Source organism: Nostoc sp. (assembly GCF_036917275.1).
In the GTDB taxonomy this organism is placed as follows: domain Bacteria; phylum Cyanobacteriota; class Cyanobacteriia; order Cyanobacteriales; family Nostocaceae; genus Nostoc.
On sequence record NZ_JBALDF010000048.1, the window covers coordinates 52065 to 67382 of the forward strand.

Below are 15318 nucleotides of genomic sequence, written 5' to 3' on the forward strand. Positions count from 1 at the left end.
TTTTATTTAAAACTCACTTTAAGGGGAACCACCGCCTTGAGAAGAACCACCGCCTGAACGACCTCCGCCGCCGCCGCCTCTTCCTCCACCTCCACCACCTAGACCAGGAAAAACTCCTCCTCGTGGTGTTGATTGCGGACGTGACCCTGGTGGGAAACTGAGTAATACCCTTTCGTTTCCTGTCAATCCAGATTTAACTTCGGTAAAATTATTTGCAGTGACGCCAGTTTCAATGGGAGTGAACACAGGTCTGTTATTCTTTCCTGCCACAAATACACCTGTGGCATTTTCTTGGCGCACCACCGAGGCTGTTGGCACTACTAGAACATTGTCCACTTGACCGACTTGAAAATCTACTTCCGCATTCATCCCAGACCGCAGTAGTCTTTGAGGGTCCAAAAGTGATACTCTCACTTCAAAACTGGTGACGTTTTGCTCTACTATTGCTTGGGCAGCAATTTGGCTGACTTTACCTTCAAAGGTTTTTCCTGGGTAGGCATCTGCTTTAATCGAGACTTTTTGACCAAGGCGGGTTTTAGAAATATTTGTTTCCGCTAAATTTGCGACAACTTCATTTGTTGAAGCTAGAGACAAGATTGAAGAAGAAGAAGAAGAAGCGACTTCACTACTGGCTGTTGTAGGTGTCACGAAAGCGCCTGGATCAGCAAACTTCTTGGTCACCACACCATCAAAGGGGGCGCGAATTACCGTGTCATTGATTTCGGCTTGGATGTTTTGCAGGGAACCACGAGCAGATGTTACCTGGGCGCGGGCTGCGTTAATATCTTCTTGGCGCGTTCCTGCTTTCAGAAGCGCCAAAGCTTGCTGTCTCTGCTTCACCACAGCTCGGGCTTGCTCAATGTCTTCTGGACGTGACCCAGCTTTTTGCAACCCCAGTGCTTGTTGTACTTCATTTACACTAGCTTGGGCACTGTCGCGAGTGGCACGGTTTTGGTTAAGAGTCTGAAGGGATATACCGCCTGCATTGTAAAGTTGCTGATTACGAACAAAATCATCGTCTGCTTGGCGAAGGGTGGCTTGAGCGCTTTGCAAGCGGGCCTGTGCTTGACCAATATCTTGAGAGCGATTGCCTGCTTGTACCTTTTGCAGATTCGCCTGGGCTTCGTCTAATACTCCTTGTGCTTGGGCAATATCTTGAGGGCGATTACCTGCGATCGCCTTTTGCAAATTCGCCTCGGCTTGTGCCAATTGTCCTTGAGCAGAAGTGAGTTGCCCCCGCAGGTTTGAATCATCCATGTAAGCTACAATCTGTCCTTGTTTGACGAGATCCCCTTCCTTTACCAGCAGTGTTTTCAAGATCCCTGAATTTTTCGGGCTGAGGTTGATTGACCGCTCAGGCTTGATTGTTCCGTTCGCTGAAACTGTGATTGTTAAACTCTGCCTTTCTACAGGTCTTGTCAGCACCCGGCGTCTGGCTTCTTGACGGGAAACAACTGTTACTTGGTAATAAACTCCATAGCCAATTCCACCCAAAAGGCAAAGAGCAATTAGCCAAGAGAGCCAATTACGTCTGCCCTTTTTTTTCTTTACCTTTGGAACCAAAACTGATGAATCTACGGTATTTGATGTATCAATTTTCATATCCATTTTGTCTTATAAAGAACGGCTACCGAGCTAGTTATTCACGGCTAAAACTATAACCTGGTAGCCCTATACTGACAATGATTTTGAGTTTTTAGTGTTTTAAAGGTTTACTTGCAGTACCAATCCACTAGGAAGTCTGTAGTAACCATCACGCTCTCTAACTAATCTCCCAGCAGGAACAATTTCCTGATTGGGAAGAAGAATATCCCCGTTGGGAAGTCTAAAATAACCTTGATTACGCAGTCTGGCTATGGATCTAGCAGGAATAATTTGCCCATTGGGATATCTGATGTCACCATTACCAAGTCTGACTACTCTGTTATAGGGTTCGTTGTCGCGGTTCCAATTGCCCCGATCTCTAGAGTTTCTGACTTCTCCAGGATAGGATCTGCCGTCGCGGTTCCAATTACCCCGATCTCTAGAGTTTCTGACTTCTCCAGGATTGGATCTGCTGTCGCGGTTCCAATTGCGTCTGTCGCCAGGGTTGCTGTCTTCTCTATAGTTGCGTCTGCCGTCGCGATCCCAATCTTGATCACGTTCACCAACAACGTAGACTTTCGTCTGGGCACTTGCAGGTGCAGTCAAGATAGTGGGAACAATGATCAGGGCAGCAGCAGCTAAGACTATTGATACACGGTTTGCTTTCAACATGGAATTGACTCCTTATTTACATTAAAGTTCTATTCTGCTTAGGTTCAGATTCAGCAATTTAGACAGTTGCTTTTGTTTTGGCATCAAGATATCTCATATTTAAGTTGGCGTATAAATTCATACATAATAATTATGGCTCAAAAATTCCCGACCGATGTATGACCAAAGTCACTAGTAATTCCAGACTGATGTATGACGAAAGTCATCAGTTTTTATAATAGGTACTGGGCAAGGGGAGACGCGACTAAATATTTCTACAAATCTCTTTGCGTCTCGGTGTAAGAGCGTCCCAGGGTCGGTTTACTTAATCCTAGCTTGGTGCAATTCCTTGCCAGACAACATCTACAATACTCAAGATAAATACTGATACTTCAGTGGTAGGCTCTCCAGAATTTAAGTAACTTCCTATTGTTAATTCGGCAGTTGGCATACTGACTTGGGAGGACATTTGTTCTACAAAAACGTAGTTCATCACCGATTTTACTAAGATATGAGCCACTGTCTGGGGATCGCAAGGGCGAAGGCGATCTTGGTTGATCTCACGCTCTAGGAAAGCAGTCAGTACTTTGACATCTTGCATGGGTTTTGGTTCTTTACCTCCAAGTTGTGCGATCGCAGCATCATGATCCGAGGCAGCACCTCGTGATAAAATTCTATAATCTGGAAACAAATATTGATTAGGTTTTCTTTGAGATCGCCTTTGCCACAAAGAGATTCCAACTCGTTTACCCACAGGGGTTTTTCTGGAATTCCCATCGCCGCAAAAAATAATTCTTCTTTCGTTGAGAATCGCTTGAAAATTGAAGCTTCAGAAATACCAGCTTGTTGAGCAATTTCTAAGGTTGAAGCACCAAATCCTTGTTGCAGGAAAACTTGCCGAGCCGCTTCTAAGATTTGCTGATTGGTGATTCTGGGTATCCGAGGCATAAATGAGTAAGTGGTTACTTATTAATTTATTGCCTTTGTGATTGGGATGTAAACAACTAATGACGTAAGATTTTACTACCGTCAACAGCCCAGATCGTTTAAGCTAGCTGAAAGATTCTTTGATTAGTGGCTTAAAGGCGGTAGTGTGCCTAAATATGTTCGTTTGATTTCTCTTCTAATGGTTTGTAGTTTGTGGAGTATGCCACAAGCCGCTAACGCGCAGGCATTAATACCCCATACATTGCAAGTAGATGCAGAGAAGCAGGGGTTGAGGTTGGCACAGGAAGCGGCTCAACTCGCTCAGTTTCAACAGGTTGAATTAGCTTTGCCACTAGCGCGGCTGGCTAGTAACCTGGCTTCAAAAAATGAGAAGGTGTGGTTGCTCTTAGGTGGATTGCAGCTACAAACTAAAGACTTTGACGCAGCGATCACTAGCCTGAAAAAAGCTCAATCTATCAACCCCAAAAATGGTGAGATTCTGTTTGCTTTGGGTTCAGCTAATTTTCAGCAGAAAAATTACCAGGCATCTGTTGTCAATTACCAAGACGGTTTGAAGTTAAAACCCAATGATCCAGAAGGGTTATTTAATTTGGGTAATGCTTACTTTCTGCTGGGTCGATTCCCAGATGCGATCACACAGTACAATAAGGCCGTCTCCCAAGATAAAAAATTCTGGCCGGCGCTGAACAATATTGGCTTAATCAACTACGAACAGGGTGATACCCCTGGAGCAATTAAGCGATGGCAATCTGCTATAACCCTAGAGAAGCAAGCCGCAGAACCTTTATTGGCCTTGGCAGTGGCACTGTATACTAAAGGCGATCACCAACAAGGACTAACCTTTGGAGAAGCTGCACTCCGCATCGATCAGCGCTATGCTAGTTTGGATTTTCTTAAAGAAAATCTCTGGGGCGATCGCCTACTGTCTGATACGAAAAAATTCCTAGAATCACCCCGTATTCAAGCAGCCCTACTGCAACGAGATAACTCATCATCAGCCCCTGAACAACAGCCTACCCAATAGGAATACTGAGTTATGAGTGCTGAATTAGGAGTTAAAAGTTAAAAGTTAGGAGTTGGCAGTTCAATATTTCAACTCCTAACTCATAACTTTCCGATTACTACTTGCCTAATGGCACCTTTTTGTAGTACATATATACTAATAAAATTCAAGAATACTCGCCCAAAAACGTTTTTGGGCGAGTATTCCTGAAATAAGTCGTTAATTCTCAGTGGTCGTCTGTGGGTAGAAGTGCGATGATTTGGTCAACAAACAGTTGATGGTCAACAACTGGCTTAGAAATGTAGCCATCAGCGCCGCTTTGCTTGAGAAAGTTCTCGCGATCGCCTTCCATAGCATGTGCCGTCACCAAAATAATAGGTAAGTTTGCTGTTTTTGGATCAGATTTTAACATTTGTGTAATCTTGATTCCATCAACAGACTTACCCTGGTAAACACTTCTAGACAGAGAAACATCCATCAAAATTAGGTCTGCTTCTCCAGATTGGGCAATTTTTATGACTTCTTCCACATTTTCAGTGTGTTTCACACCCAAGCCGCCACGCTTGGACAAAATCTTGGAAAAAACGCGAGCATTAATTAAATCGTCTTCGACAATTAAAACAGTTTTCATGAGAATTTTACTTATAGAGGTGAGGGAATTCAAAATTAACAAATGCAATCATGGTAAGTATCATAGCTACTAAGTGTATATAGATTATACTCGTGTGCATCCTTTTTAATAGTCAATCTGCATCCTCGTCATCAAGGATGATACTACTGCTTTTTCTTCTGTGACCATGAAAACTTTGTTATGAATCCTATTTGATCCGTTATGCTGTGGTTGCTGCAATATTGGGTTCCGCCGGCTTTTGTGTAGTTAAATTTCAGGGAAAAAACTCATGGCAAAACAGTTAAACCTTCTCTCAACGGGACAGGTCATTACAACAGCCCTGCACACCGAGATGCAACGGTCTTATCTAGAATATGCCATGAGCGTGATTGTCGGGCGAGCGCTACCAGACGTGCGTGATGGCTTAAAACCAGTGCATCGTCGTATTCTGTATGCAATGCACGAACTAGGTTTGGTACCAGATAGACCTTATCGAAAATGTGCCCGTGTGGTGGGTGATGTGTTGGGTAAATACCATCCTCACGGCGACCAATCAGTTTACGATGCTTTAGTGAGGCTGGTGCAGGACTTTTCTAGCCGTTATCCTTTACTAGGAGGACACGGTAACTTTGGGAGCGTCGATAATGACCCGCCAGCGGCGATGCGCTACACAGAAACGCGCCTGGCGCCCATCAGCCATGAGGGAATGCTGACAGAAATTGGCGAAGAAACTGTGGAATTTGTTGGGAACTTCGATAATTCCCAGCAAGAACCAACGGTGCTACCTGCTCAGTTGCCGTTTCTGTTGCTGAATGGCTGTTCTGGTATTGCCGTGGGCATGGCGACAAATGTACCACCGCATAACTTGGGGGAAGTTGTCGATGGGTTAATTGCCTTTATCGACAACCCAGATTTGTCAGATGAAAAGTTATTCGAGTTAATTCCAGGGCCAGACTTTCCCACTGGTGGAGAAATAATTGGTGAGGCGGGAATTCGGGAAGCATACACCACAGGTAAAGGTGGAATTCTGCTGCGGGGAGTCGCAACTCTGGAGGAAATTCCAGCCACTAGGGGAAGCAAGCGTCGGACGGCAATTATCATTACAGAATTGCCTTATCAAGTTAACAAGGCTGCCTGGATTGAGAAGGTAGCGGACTTAGTAAATCAAAGTCGCCTGCAAGGAATTTCTGATCTTCGGGATGAGAGCGATCGCGAAGGGATGCGAGTAGTAATTGAACTCAAACGCGATACCAATCCCCAAGAAGTTCTCCAGCATTTGTATCACCAAACTGCTTTGCAAATGACGTTTGGGGCAATTCTCTTAGCAATAGTAGATGGACAACCCCGCCAGTTAAGTTTGCGTCAACTGTTGCAGGAGTTTTTGAGTTTCCGAGAACAGACGCTGAACCGTCGCTACAATTACGAGTTGGGGAAAGCCCAAAGTCGTGTGCAGTTGGTGGAAGGTTTACTCAAAGCACTATCTAATTTGGATCAGGTAATTGGAATTTTACGGCAAGCTCCCGATGGAAGTACGGCAAAAATAAATCTTTGTAGCAGACTGGATTTGAGTGAGGTACAAGGAGATGCAATTTTGGCTATGCCGTTGCGCCGCCTCACCAGTTTAGAACAGCAAAATTTGCAGCAGGAATTTGAGCAGCTAAGTGAACAAATTAGATTGTTAGAGCAATTGCTGAACGATCGCCGAGAATTACTCAAGGTGCTGAAAAAAGATTTGCGATCGCTCAAGCGTAAGTACAGCGATCCCCGCCGGACAAAATTAGCGCCTATCAGCAGCGAGACAAGGATACAAGAGGACAAGGGGACAAAGGGACAAAGAGTAGAGGAGGAAGAGGAACTTAAATCTTCTGAACCAGCAGAAGAAGCGGTTTTAGAGTTTACCCAACGGGGTTATGTCCGCCGCACCCAACCATCTGGGAGAAAGTCAAAAGCTGAAAATGGTCTGCATGATAATGACTTCATTATCCAAACTGTGTTGACTGACACCCAAAAAGACTTGTTAATACTAACTGCTGGCGGCAAAGTCTACCCTGTGAATGTGGGAGAAATTCCCCCAACCACTGGACGTTCTCCACGGGGGAAACCTTTGATTACTATGCTCAGTAGTACTGCTCAAGGTGCTCAAGAAGCTGTGGTCAGCCGCTTTTTGCTGCCGGAAAATCTCGAAACTAGCCAGATGATTCTTTTAACAAAACAGGGACGAATTAAGCGTCTGTCTCTGGGAGAATTTACTAACCTGACTCGGCGCGGAATCACGATTTTGAAGCTTAAAGACGATGATGAATTGTCATTTACCCAGTTCACCACTCCAGGGGAACACCTGATTTTAGCCAGTTCAGGTGGGCGACTGTTGCGCTTTGCAGTCAATGATGAACAATTACCGATTATGGGTCGCACAGCGATGGGCTTACAAGCATTTCGGCTATTGAAAAATCAGCAAATGGTTGGCTGTGTCACTGTCGGTAAAGATGACCAACTACTGTTAGTTACTCAAGAAGGATATGCCAAGCGAATGGCTGCGAGTCAGTTAAGAGCAGCTAATCGTGGTGATTTAGGCACGCAAGCGCTGAAATTTGCCAGCAAAACCGACAACTTAGCTGGTATGGTTATGGCGATCGCATCTGGCGAGATAGCTTTAGTGACGAATAAAGAGCGGGTAGTGCGGATACCTGTGGAAACAGTGCCAATCTTAGGTAGAGATATCAAAGGTGAAAGCATCCTCCAACTCAACCGCGATGAAAAAATCATCACCGTCGCCGAAGTGCGAACTTAATCAAGGTGAGTTTCTATTTTTGTAGGGCTTGCCTCGAAAAGAAGTCTCCGACTGGGAATGTCTTTCGAGAGGGCTGCCGCCTCCCAAATTGGCAGCATAAAATATTCAGATAGTGCTTACCTAAGCTAGATTTAGATTCCCGACTTCTTGAAGAAGTCGGGGATCTGGGCAACAAATAAATTATCCAATCTTGTGGGGGATTTTTTTATTTGGAAGTCTTTTAAGTAAACTTGACACTCTGCGGGCTGTAGGGAGAAGACGCGCAGATTCTTCAAGATTCCCTTAAAGAAGGATAGTCAAATATCCCCCTAGACGCTCAAAACAACTACTAATACGACCAATTCAAAAAACATTTGATAATTAATATCAATAAGCTAATATTGTCTATGACGGTAAAAATCCAAATAGTATTTTTCTACCTCTGTAAATCTAACTGAAGGCAGATGTTTTAATCTGTATAAATGGCCATTTCTATTTATGTCAAGCTATGGAAACAAAAGTATAAAAAATGTTGCTTTTACGAAAATATTTGTTATATTAGTTTACATAAAGCAACAAACCTTAAGAATTAAGTTTGGAGTCCCAACCATGACAAATGTAAGCACAACAAAAGTAACTACTCCGGTAATTGAAGATCGCAACGCTTGGCGCTGGGGCTTTACCCCACAAGCAGAAATTTGGAACGGTCGTTTGGCAATGATTGGCTTTTTAGCAGCCGTTTTAGTTGAGCTTTTTTCTGGTCAAGGCTTCCTACATTACTGGGGCATCCTATAAGTTTTAATATTTAAGATGACTTATAAATAAAAAAACCTGGGGTGTTAATTCACCACCAGGTTTTTTATTTGTTTGTAATTAAGTCATTCGCTTTAAACAAATGACTAATGACTAATAATTACCGAATATATTCCTTGAGAACGCTGTTGCGATTTGGATGGCGTAACTTGCGGAGTGCTTTTGCCTCAATTTGACGAATCCGTTCGCGGGTGACGTTGAAAATCTGTCCGATTTCCTCAAGGGTCTTCATCCGACCATCATCCAAGCCATAACGCAGTCTGAGGACATCTCGTTCACGGGGACTGAGACTGTCGAGGACTTTTTCAAGGTCTTCGCGCAGAAGATTTTTGGAAACTTGGTCTTCTGGTGTCTCACCATCGGATTCAATAAAATCGCCCAATCGAGAATCTTCTTCTTTCCCAATGGGCGTTTCTAGTGAAATGGGTAACTGGGCGGATTTAGCAATAAACCGCAACTTCTCAATGGTCATTTCCATGCGAGTAGCGATTTCTTCTTCGGTGGGTTTGCGACCCATTTCTTGAGACAGCAGCTTGGTAGTTTTCTTAATCCGAGAGATGGTTTCGTAGAGGTGAACTGGAAGGCGAATAGTGCGGGATTGATCTGCGATCGCGCGGGTAATTGCTTGACGAATCCACCATGTAGCGTATGTAGAGAATTTGTAACCTTTTTCGTGGTCAAACTTTTCAGCGGCGCGAATCAAACCGAGACTGCCTTCCTGAATTAAATCTTGGAATGACAAACCACGATTCATGTATTTTTTAGCAATTGAAACCACAAGACGCAGGTTAGATTGCACCATCTTGTCTTTCGCCCTGCGACCAACATGCAGGCGATAACGAAAGGCTGGTAGTGGTAGTTGCACTGCTTCTGCCCATTCACTATCTCGAGGATCGCGATCTAACTGTTCTGAGAGTCTTTCCCGCACCCTCTCTAATTCCAATAAATCGGCTATTTTCCGCGCCAATTCAATTTCTTCGTCTGCCCGCAACAGCCGAATTCTACCAATTTCTTGCAAGTAAAGCCGAATTGAATCTTCAGTGTAGTGCTTTTTCTTGCTTTGTGTCCGACGACGCGATTTAGCGGCTTTTCCAGACTTTGCGTCGTCCTCATCAGACTGAGGCTCTAAAAATTCATCGTCACCTTCATCGATGATCAGCAAGTCCTCTTCATCGTCTATTAAGAGTTCTTCTAACTCGAGCTCAGGCTGATTCATTATTTCTAGGTCAGGCTGATAGCTTTCGAGTACGTTGTTAGCCTGGTTCATGCCGCGTTCCTCATGCTCCTTGCAGAATCAATTACTCAAGATGTGTTTACTGCTCTTTTAAACGAGCTAGTTGTCAATCGAAAATAAGCTTTTTGGCACATTTGCCAGAATTATTTTCGGACATTTTGCACCTCCGGTCGGAGGGATTTTAGTTTAGTTTAAGCAATTACTAAAGGTGACTTACTCACCTTAGTAAATGTTATATGTGTTGCTATCACATATTGCTTTCAACTAACTGGTCAAAAAAAAGACTCGCCTTTATCAACAAACTTGCCAATCTATACAAAAAAATTCAGACTTTTGGCAGATTTTCCTATAAAGACTCTTACGATTGTAGCCTGTTTCACAGAAATTGCACTCTTTTTGTGTATTAATCATGAACTCCCACAGCAATTGTTAGCCACCATTACCAAAAAGACATTAAAAACGGGAATTATACCCTGAAATTTTTCTCCACTTTTCGGAATTGCAGTGACGCTCTTATTACATTACGAAGTAAGTACGCTTGCTCTTGCCGAATTTCATGTATTTTACACAACATTAATCACTTAGAAAGAGGGCATTGTATGTTAACTCAGACGACAAGTCTTAATTTATCCATTTTTACATTTCCTTCATAAATTAGGCATTCCTTAGACTACAGCAGGTCTTGACCTTGGGTAAATACAACAAGGGTGATGGTGCTTGCCTGAAAGCAGTTAACCTTCTGCGTACTAATTACCTTAACTGGGAGTTGAGGCTGTGGCATAATCAACCTGATAGCAGATCAATTTAGGTTTAACTAATTCGGCCTTATTCACAGGTTAGCGCACTGTGGCGATTTCAGCCCTATGAAACTTGACAAACTCTTCTTATTGTATACAAAGATATTTTAATCAATTCAAAAACGATTTGTCTGCGAACTTACCACTATAGTCCTATTTAAGACAAAAGTTCATTAGATACATACGATACAATAGCGATCGCTACCTTAGTACATGAAGATATTAACAAGTTTTCAGCCAGATGGTGCCTGCTTCCAACAGCCATCACCCCGAACAGAGAGAACCCAGAAGATTGCCTGATGATTTGGTCAAAAAACTTTTTTACGTAAAGAAATTGTAAATTTAAATACTTTTATTTCGGTAATTTTCTGTCATCTTATTATGAGAAATCCTCAAGATATTTAATTAATTGCTGTTTGATAGATAATATTAAGTTATTTTATTAAAGTATAAAAAATGTGTTATTAGCTGGTGGGCAAAATTAATTAGCCAGTCAATGTAAAGAGTATTGTCTGACTAAATTTCCAATAAAGTTGGTAGTTTTGCTAATAATAGAAATTGAATTTTTGTCAAAAGCTAGCACCTGCTGTAGGATGCCCGAACGCAAGAGCGTTTCCTGTCTTTAGAAGGACTGTAGAGAGAAGACCGCGCCCGTTCCCCTTAAAAAGGGTTAGGGAGGATCAAACCTTAACCCAGGCGTATTAGGATATAAAGTCTTTACCAAAAGTCTGTTCCAGGAATCTTAATCAATACTTGAAAGCCATAGATTCCCGACAACTTTTACAAAGTCGGGGATCTTGTTTTTTACGAATGATTTAGGACTGCTATAGATTAGATGGAGATGTAGACACTATAAAAAAGGTAATGGGTGAAAACGTATCACCCATTACCAATGTCACAAATTATTAGAGTCGTGTTAGGAAATTGATATTAAATATCTAGATCGGTGAAATTGAGTTTAGAACCATAGGTTTCGATGAATTCTCGTCTGGGTGCGACACGATCGCCCATTAAAATTGTGAAGATGCGATCAGCTTCTGCGGCATCCTCAATTTCGACTTGCTTCATTTTGCGAGTCTCTGGGTTCATTGTAGTGTCCCAGAGTTGTTGTGGCATCATTTCACCCAAACCTTTGAAGCGTTGGATGGTATAGTTAGCGTTAGCAGGGAATTTGGCGATTGCTTGATTTTTTTCGCGATCGCTATAGCAGTACTCATGATTACGTCCCCGTTCTACTTTATACAATGGGGGACAAGCAATATAAATAAAGCCTTGTTCAATGAGCGATCGCTGATATCGATAAAAGAATGTTAACAACAAAGTCCGAATGTGCGCCCCATCTACGTCAGCGTCCGTCATGATCACTATGCGGTGATAGCGCAGTTGAGTGGAATCGAATTCATCACCTTTGACACCTAAACCGAGGGCTGTAATTAACGCTTGAACTTCGTTATTTTTATAGATTTTAGCATCGTCGGTTTTTTCAATGTTGAGAATTTTACCACGTAGAGGTAAGATAGCTTGAGTGCGGCGATCGCGTCCTTGTTTGGCACTCCCACCGGCTGAATCCCCTTCCACGATGAATATCTCCGATTCGCTGGGGTCACGAGAACTGCAATCTGCCAATTTACCAGGTAATGGCGAAGATTCCAGTACTGATTTGCGTCGAACTAATTCCCGCGCATGACGCGCTGCTTCTGCGGCTTTGAAAGCTTGGATAGCTTTATCTAAAATTGAGTCTGCGATCGCCGGATGAAATTCTAGGTATTCGGTGAGGACTTCTCCCACCAAAGAATCGACAATTCCTCGCACTTCGGTATTACCGAGTTTAGTCTTGGTTTGTCCTTCAAATTCTGGATCTGGGACTTTAACAGAAATAACCGCAGTTAGACCTTCGCGGACGTGTTCACCACTGAGATTTGGTTCATTCTCCTTAATTTTATTGCGCTTACGGGCGATCGCATTTAATGTCCGAGTCAGAACTGCTTTCAACCCTTCTAAGTGCGTACCACCATCAACCGTGCGAATATTGTTGGCAAAACCTAGAACATTATCCGTGTAAGCATCAGTACACCATTGCAAAGAAACTTCCACTTGTACATTGTTCCGTTCACCCTGCACATAGATAATTTCTTCATGCAGCGGCTGCTTCTCACGGTTCATGTAAGCGATATATTCTTTAATACCACCCTTGTAATTGTAGGATTCTACTTTTGGTGTATCGCTTTTTAGCAGTTCTAAACGATGGTCAGTAAAGGTAATTTTGACACCTGCATTTAGATACGCCAACTCCCGTAGGCGACCTGATAAAGTGATGTAATCAAACTCAATGCTAATTGTAAAGATTTGGGTATCTGGCTTAAAGGTGACAGAAGTTCCGGTTCTAGCTTCTTTGTAAGGCTTGACTTGCAATTCTGTAACTGGGATACCGCGTTCATAGCGTTGGATATGAACCTTTTTCTCTCGCCAAACCGTAACTTCTACAACCTCAGACAGGGCATTAACAACAGAAATACCAACCCCGTGCAATCCTCCAGAAACTTTGTAACCACCGCCGCCAAACTTACCACCAGCGTGCAGTACCGTCATCACGGTTTCCAAAGCCGATTTTCCGGTGCGCGAGTGAGTATCGATGGGAATACCGCGACCATCATCTGTTACAGTCACGGAACCATCAGCGTTGAGATCCACCTCTATATGGGTGCAATAACCCGCCAAAGCCTCATCGATTGAATTGTCCACCACCTCGTAAACTAAATGGTGGAGTCCTCGCGGCCCGGTAGTACCGATGTACATTCCTGGTCGTTTGCGGACGGCTTCCAGACCTTCCAGAACTTGAATCTGATCGGCACTGTAACTGCTCGTCATGTAAACTCTCCTGATGCGTGGGGTTGAACTCGCCAAAAGGCAAATGAAAGTCAAAACACTCCAAGATTGTAACACAAAAGCCTTGCTGGCGTCTGTAGGGCATTTTCAAGAGAAGTTTATACAGGGGTTGCACTGCCGTGGAAGAGGGAGAGGATAAGCCGGATAAGGGAGATGGGGAAGAAATGACTAAATTAATTGTGATTTGTGGGGCGACGGCAACGGGTAAATCAGGTTTGGCTTTGGCTTTGGCGATGCGGTTGGGTTCTGTAATTCTCAGTGCCGATTCTCGTCAAGTTTACCGTGAGTTTGATATTGGTACGGCTAAAGGAACTGTGGCTGAACAAAAATTAGTGCCGCACTATCTAATAGATATCTGCGATCCAACAGACATGATGACAGTAGCAGACTACCAACAGCAAACACAAGCTTTAATTGCTTCTGTTGATGTTACACCACTTTTACTAGTTGGTGGTACTGGTTTATATATACGCTCCATTGTCCAAGGGATGAGAATTCCTAGAGTCGCACCGCAAATAGAATTGCGATCGCAACTTGAATCTCTCGGTCAGCCTCAACTCTACGCAATGTTACAACAAGTTGACCCTGTTGCAGCACAAAAAATTCATGCTCATGATTCAGTGCGAACTTTAAGAGGATTAGAGGTATATTATGTTACCGGATATCCAATTTCAGAACAACAAGGGGAGAATCCACCAAATTATCCAATTTTGCAAATCGGTTTAGATTACGATGTTGAAAAGTTGAGAAATCGGATTAAACAGCGTACCGACCAAATGATAGCAGATGGTTTGGTCGGTGAAGTGGAGTATCTTTGTCAGAAATATGGCGCTGATTTGTCTTTGTTGAATACTTTGGGTTATCAAGAAATTAAGCAATATTTGGCTGGAGATATTTCTTTCGATGAAGCGAAAGAATTAACAATTTTACATACGCGACAATTTGCCAAGCGACAACGCACTTGGTTTCGAGCATATCCGCAAATTGAATGGTTTGATGCAGATGATTCTGATTTATTAGAGAAGGTTTGGCATCGGATAAATGAGTTTATAAATTGTACAAGTTCCTAAGAATTTTTTGCTCATGTAAAGACGTAAAAAAACTTTGCATCTTTACAGCGAGTCTTCTAGAGAGTGTCGGGATCTACGCCCATAGCCCGTACCCTATCTGCTAGCAATTGGATGCGTTGTTCTGCTTGTTCGGCACGTTGTCGTTCCTGTTCAGCGCGTTCATCCCCAGTCAGCAAAACAGTACCATCTTGGTAGCACCAGCGTAACCAAGTATCTTGTCTATCTTCAAATGTACTTTCCCACAAAGTTACGCCTAAACCAACTTGTTCTAACCAATTTTCTGAAGTTTCAAAGTAGCGCCTTCCCCTAAGTTCATAAACGCGTAGTACTTGTTCTCCTAATTGCTGATTTGGATCATATACGATATAGTAACTTGCCCGCATATGTTCATAAGTTTGCAGCTTTTTGCCCAGTTCATCACCTTCTTTGTTAGAGACAATTTCGAGGACAACTTCTGGTGGTTTGCCAAAACGCCAAACCATATAACAACGATTTTGTTTCTCCCACCAATTTTCAGGTACTTGGACATCTAAGCTGAGAAATATATCAGGTACAATTGCAGGTTGTCCGTCTGTATGGTAGATGCCAACATTTGCTGCTGCTAAAAAAGTCTGCTGCTGTAGAGAACTATAAAGAGATCCAACCAACAGGCGTTGTTGTTTTTCCGAAGCAAAATTGTCCACAGGTGTATCATCTTCAGTCACTAGCTGGTTGGCATCTGGCACATAGTAATCATCATTATTGATTAGAACTTGCTGAACCATGACTTTATGCAGTATTTGAGAGCGTTATTTCTAGGTTAGTTGATTGGGGATGGGAAGGTGCACTGACTCAATATTTTATACTTAAAAATTGTGAGGAGTAGTTATCAATGAAATCTTTTTTCAGAACTTGTGAACTTAAGCAAGCAATAACAGTGTGTCACCCCAAACACCATTGGTTTACAGAACTT

The 15318-nt window shown here is 42.9% G+C and carries 12 protein-coding genes; 4 read left to right on the plus strand and 8 right to left on the minus strand.

Annotated features, from left to right (window positions below):
* Positions 1-18: 18 nt before the first annotated feature.
* The 4 genes from V7K35_RS18420 to V7K35_RS18435 form a co-directional block, all read right to left on the minus strand.
* Complete coding sequence (locus V7K35_RS18420; protein WP_335080645.1) at positions 19-1602, minus strand: efflux RND transporter periplasmic adaptor subunit; 1584 nt, start codon at positions 1600-1602, stop codon at positions 19-21.
* 102 nt (positions 1603-1704) lie between these two features.
* Positions 1705-2256 carry a hypothetical protein gene (locus V7K35_RS18425; RefSeq protein WP_335080646.1) on the minus strand — a complete coding sequence of 184 codons (552 nt, stop codon included), beginning with the start codon at positions 2254-2256 and terminating at the stop codon, positions 1705-1707.
* Between the two features lie 310 nt (positions 2257-2566).
* The gene (locus V7K35_RS18430) at positions 2567-2836 is read right to left on the minus strand and encodes a hypothetical protein (protein WP_335080647.1); all 270 of its coding nucleotides are present in this window, start codon (positions 2834-2836) and stop codon (positions 2567-2569) included.
* The gene (locus tag V7K35_RS18435) at positions 2815-3183 is read right to left on the minus strand and encodes a TetR/AcrR family transcriptional regulator (protein ID WP_335080648.1); all 369 of its coding nucleotides are present in this window, start codon (positions 3181-3183) and stop codon (positions 2815-2817) included. Before V7K35_RS18435 ends, V7K35_RS18430 begins: the two co-directional genes overlap by 22 nt.
* A 145-nt stretch (positions 3184-3328) precedes the next feature.
* On the opposite strand from V7K35_RS18435, the gene V7K35_RS18440 reads away from it, so the two are divergent.
* Positions 3329-4207 carry a tetratricopeptide repeat protein gene (locus tag V7K35_RS18440; protein ID WP_335080649.1) on the plus strand — a complete coding sequence of 293 codons (879 nt, stop codon included), beginning with the start codon at positions 3329-3331 and terminating at the stop codon, positions 4205-4207.
* 205 nt (positions 4208-4412) lie between these two features.
* On the opposite strand, the gene V7K35_RS18445 is transcribed toward V7K35_RS18440, so the two are convergent.
* Positions 4413-4817, minus strand: a complete 405-nt coding sequence (locus V7K35_RS18445) for a response regulator (RefSeq protein WP_273766843.1) — start codon at positions 4815-4817, stop codon at positions 4413-4415.
* 268 nt (positions 4818-5085) lie between these two features.
* On the opposite strand from V7K35_RS18445, the gene gyrA reads away from it, so the two are divergent.
* Complete coding sequence (gyrA, locus tag V7K35_RS18450; protein WP_335080650.1) at positions 5086-7587, plus strand: DNA gyrase subunit A; 2502 nt, start codon at positions 5086-5088, stop codon at positions 7585-7587.
* A 588-nt stretch (positions 7588-8175) separates the two neighbouring features.
* The gene (locus tag V7K35_RS18455; RefSeq protein ID WP_334722262.1) at positions 8176-8361 is read left to right on the plus strand and encodes a chlorophyll a/b-binding protein; all 186 of its coding nucleotides are present in this window, start codon (positions 8176-8178) and stop codon (positions 8359-8361) included.
* Between the two features lie 118 nt (positions 8362-8479).
* On the opposite strand, the gene rpoD is transcribed toward V7K35_RS18455, so the two are convergent.
* Both rpoD and gyrB read right to left on the minus strand, forming a co-directional pair.
* On the minus strand, positions 8480-9646 hold the full coding sequence (gene rpoD, locus V7K35_RS18460; RefSeq protein ID WP_273766849.1) for an RNA polymerase sigma factor RpoD: 1167 nt from the start codon (positions 9644-9646) through the stop codon (positions 8480-8482).
* A gap of 1694 nt (positions 9647-11340) precedes the next feature.
* Positions 11341-13278, minus strand: coding sequence for a DNA topoisomerase (ATP-hydrolyzing) subunit B (gyrB, locus tag V7K35_RS18465; RefSeq protein ID WP_334794599.1), 1938 nt, complete (start codon positions 13276-13278; stop codon positions 11341-11343).
* 182 nt (positions 13279-13460) lie between these two features.
* Here gyrB and miaA point away from each other — a divergent pair, with 182 nt between their 5' ends.
* A complete protein-coding gene (gene miaA, locus V7K35_RS18470; protein ID WP_335080651.1) occupies positions 13461-14366 on the plus strand; it encodes a tRNA (adenosine(37)-N6)-dimethylallyltransferase MiaA in 906 nt (301 codons plus the stop codon).
* Between the two features lie 56 nt (positions 14367-14422).
* Here miaA and V7K35_RS18475 read toward each other — a convergent pair whose 3' ends face one another.
* Positions 14423-15130 carry a Uma2 family endonuclease gene (locus V7K35_RS18475; RefSeq protein WP_335080652.1) on the minus strand — a complete coding sequence of 236 codons (708 nt, stop codon included), beginning with the start codon at positions 15128-15130 and terminating at the stop codon, positions 14423-14425.
* Between the last annotated feature and the right edge of the window lie 188 nt (positions 15131-15318).

What these genes read in the sequence shown, in the direction of transcription:
- V7K35_RS18475 (WP_335080652.1), bottom strand. Translation starts at nt 15,130, where the DNA reads ATGGTTCAGCAAGTTCTAATCAATAATGATGATTACTATGTGCCAGAT.
- V7K35_RS18445 (WP_273766843.1), bottom strand. Translation starts at nt 4,817, where the DNA reads ATGAAAACTGTTTTAATTGTCGAAGACGATTTAATTAATGCTCGCGTT.
- V7K35_RS18455 (WP_334722262.1), top strand. Translation starts at nt 8,176, where the DNA reads ATGACAAATGTAAGCACAACAAAAGTAACTACTCCGGTAATTGAAGAT.
- V7K35_RS18430 (WP_335080647.1), bottom strand. Translation starts at nt 2,836, where the DNA reads ATGCAAGATGTCAAAGTACTGACTGCTTTCCTAGAGCGTGAGATCAAC.
- V7K35_RS18425 (WP_335080646.1), bottom strand. Translation starts at nt 2,256, where the DNA reads ATGTTGAAAGCAAACCGTGTATCAATAGTCTTAGCTGCTGCTGCCCTG.
- V7K35_RS18435 (WP_335080648.1), bottom strand. Translation starts at nt 3,183, where the DNA reads ATGCCTCGGATACCCAGAATCACCAATCAGCAAATCTTAGAAGCGGCT.
- V7K35_RS18420 (WP_335080645.1), bottom strand. Translation starts at nt 1,602, where the DNA reads ATGAAAATTGATACATCAAATACCGTAGATTCATCAGTTTTGGTTCCA.
- rpoD (WP_273766849.1), bottom strand. Translation starts at nt 9,646, where the DNA reads ATGAACCAGGCTAACAACGTACTCGAAAGCTATCAGCCTGACCTAGAA.
- miaA (WP_335080651.1), top strand. Translation starts at nt 13,461, where the DNA reads ATGACTAAATTAATTGTGATTTGTGGGGCGACGGCAACGGGTAAATCA.
- gyrA (WP_335080650.1), top strand. Translation starts at nt 5,086, where the DNA reads ATGGCAAAACAGTTAAACCTTCTCTCAACGGGACAGGTCATTACAACA.
- gyrB (WP_334794599.1), bottom strand. Translation starts at nt 13,278, where the DNA reads ATGACGAGCAGTTACAGTGCCGATCAGATTCAAGTTCTGGAAGGTCTG.